Origin of the sequence: Halochromatium glycolicum (genome assembly GCF_016584085.1) — a bacterium.
In the GTDB taxonomy this organism is placed as follows: Bacteria; Pseudomonadota; Gammaproteobacteria; order Chromatiales; family Chromatiaceae; genus Lamprobacter; species Lamprobacter glycolicus.
Genome location: NZ_NRSJ01000096.1, coordinates 1 through 2839 on the forward strand (window position 1 = coordinate 1; position 2839 = coordinate 2839).

3 protein-coding genes are annotated in these 2839 nt (G+C 61.5%); all 3 read right to left on the bottom strand.

The genetic code is table 11. From position 1 onward, the window contains the following. Nucleotides 1–126: 126 nt before the first annotated feature. Nucleotides 127–831 (bottom strand): alpha/beta fold hydrolase, encoded by a 705-nt coding sequence (locus CKO40_RS23495; RefSeq protein WP_200348883.1) that lies wholly within the window; start codon nucleotides 829–831, stop codon nucleotides 127–129. A gap of 416 nt (nucleotides 832–1247) precedes the next feature. Then, on the bottom strand, nucleotides 1248–1403 hold the full coding sequence (locus CKO40_RS23975) for a hypothetical protein (RefSeq protein ID WP_207173834.1): 156 nt from the start codon (nucleotides 1401–1403) through the stop codon (nucleotides 1248–1250). Nucleotides 1404–1751: 348 nt separating this feature from the next. Further along, nucleotides 1752–2839 (bottom strand): multiheme c-type cytochrome (locus CKO40_RS23500; RefSeq protein ID WP_200348884.1); only part of this gene is annotated, 1088 nt, incomplete at its 5' end.

The window sequence follows — 2839 nt, forward strand, 5'->3', positions numbered from 1 at the left end:
ATCAGTGGATGAAAGCGCATGGCTATGCCTAAAGCGTCGTGTGCTCCCTTCTTGTGAATCGCCTAGTGCGGACCCGCATGCTAGGTGGTGTGGGGAGGGCGGGCTAAACACCCGCCCTTACCCGATTTAGGTGCAGACTTCATGCAAAAGTGTCGAGAGTTCGTTAGGTATGGTCAGCATGGGCCAATGACCGCCTTCGATTGTCCTGAAATCCCAATTACCGTGGTTGCGAAGTGTTTCAATGAGATCAGCCTCTGGTGATGAACTCAGCCACCCCTGTTCCGAGATAAACGTGGCACGGAGCATCGTCAGCGGCCGGGCGAGTGTAGCTTGATCAGTTACGGTCTTTCCGGGATGGTGCTTTTGCTTAGAAACCAATAGACGGGTCAACTCCTCCGAGAGATGTGGTTGACCCTTGAGCTCTTCCAGGGTTGGAGCGGGCCAATACCCTTCATTTTCCTCTATAACTCCTTCTTCATGAGCCAGATCGAGTCCCGACACCTCAAGTAGGGATTTCCCGTCTACGGGTAGAAAGGCTTCGATGAAGATGGAATGAGCAACGCGTTGCTGCATGCGTGTTGATACTTGACCAACAATGATGCCTGAATAGCTGTGGCCGACCAGGATCACCCCCTTCAGGTCACTAGACTCAAGGAAGTCAATAACAGCACTGACGTGAGTGGAGAGATCAATCTCTCTGGGATCCTCATCCCTCCCGAGGCCAGGAAGCGTCAATTGATAAACCGTGTGTCCAAACTGTCGGAGTTTGGTTGCTACCGCATCCCAGATCCATCGGCCCGCCCATGCGCCGGGTATCAGAACGTAAGTCATTGCTTGAATCCCTCTAGCACCTAACAGTTAACTAGGCAGCAGACTGTATGTGGCGTGCTACCCTGGAGCCAGCCTAGCACAATACTGGACCGGCTCAATGCCTACCCCGAACGCTCGTCCAAAGGTGGCCGTTTCTGTTGGTGACCCGTCGTCGCCCTGCGAGTCGAGACGGCCCTGAGGCTGAGATCGATACCTGGGCTTGTGGGATCGTAAGGGAGTGCGGAGCAAGCTCGCCGGCTTTGCGCGCAGCGGACGGGGAACTTCGTCGCGGCGGTAGGAGCCAGGCGGTGATCAGAGGTAACGGGGGAGGGGACACGGCGTGCTCTCCTGGTTACGCCGGTGAAGTGCAGTGGAACGAGTGGAAGTGTCGTCAAACGGTTAATTCGATTCAACCGATGCGCGTTGACTTGGGACAGTCAATGGTGGCGTTGGATATGGATCGGAGCCGAATGCCGCTGGACGCGCGGCAGCGGCTGCGGCCCGGGCAAGCCGAGATCAGGGATGTTTGCGGCGCTACCGAGCCGGATGCGTGCCAGGCCGGAGTCGGGGGTCGCTTCGACGGCCTGGGTCAAGCTGGTGATGGCGGCGTCGATGTCCTGCGCGGCGAGCCGTTCCTCGCTGCGACTGATGGGTGCGTTGGCCGAGGCGCGGAGAGCTCGGCGGCGCTGAGCGCGGCCGAGCAGGGCCGTGGCCAGCGCGGTGATGGGTCTCAGGGTGTGTTCAGCATGGTCATCCTGGGTCTTGCGGCTGAGACGGTGGTGCCCGACCCGCCGCAGCGCCCCGGGCGGTGCGATCGGCCGCCCGGCTGTCGCAGCGGGGATGAGACCCCCGACGAGCGGGGGCCGTCGCCGGCGCTATTTCAACGCGCGTGCAGGGCTAAATCGCAGCGCCCTGATCGAGATCAGCCGTCGTCGCCGGCGCTATTTCAACGCGCCCTCGCCATAACGCGCCTCGAACGCCTTGCGCACCTTCTCGATCTGCTCCTTGCCCATCCCGGTGAAGTACCAGTTGTGGCCCTCGATCGGCTTGAAGTGCTTCTCGAGCAAGGCGACCGCATAGTCGTCGTTGCCGTCTTTCTTGATCACGACCTCTTTCAGCTCCGGAATCCATTTGAAGTAGGCATGCTTGGCGACATCGTAGATGCCATGCCACCAGGTGTAGTCCGGGCCGCTCATCGAAGCGCCGTGCCGGGCGCGGCGGCCCTCGTGGTGCCAGATCTCCCACCAGGTCCATTCGATCTTGTCATCGAACGGGGCGCTCGTGATGTAGCCGTCCTGCTTGAGATCGTCCATTGCCGCGGCGATCGGCTTGGCGAACTTCTCGTTGTAGAGCTCGACGACATTGTCGAACTGCGCGTAGTGACCATCGATCACGCTCTTCTCGTGACAGGCATAGCAGACGTCCTCCATCTTCGCGCGGCGGTCCTCCCAGGTCAGCACCTCGACCACGGTCGAACCCTTGGCCGCATCGCCCACCTGCGGGATCGGCTCGCCCTCGGGGACATCGAACTCGTTGCCGTCCTCGAGCTTGACCAGGTTGATCTTGGTCGAGATCGGTGGCCGCAGGGTCCAGGAGATGCGCTCGCCGACGTTGTGGGTCGAGCCCTCGTGCGGCGCCGCGCTCATATGGCAGGTCGCGCAGGTCGGGGCGGCGGAGTAGTCGATGCCGGCGACCCATTTGTCCGACTCCAGGTTCATCTCATCGACCTTGGCGCGGTAGATGATGCCGTGCTTGGACTCGTTGTAGACCTCGATCTGCGGATGGTCGGGGCCGACATGGCACTTGCCGCAGGTGTCCGGCGTGCGCGCCTGTGCCTTGCTGAAACGATGCCGGCCATGGCAGGCAGTGCAGGAACCGAGGCTGCCGTCCGGATTGATGCGGCCGATCCCGGTGTTGGGCCAGGTGCCGGGCTTGGGCCGGCCCTTGTCCTTGCTGCGGCCCTCGGTGATGAACTCGAGCTCGCTGCCGTGGCACTGCTTACAGCCGGCATTGACCGCGGCCGGGCCGC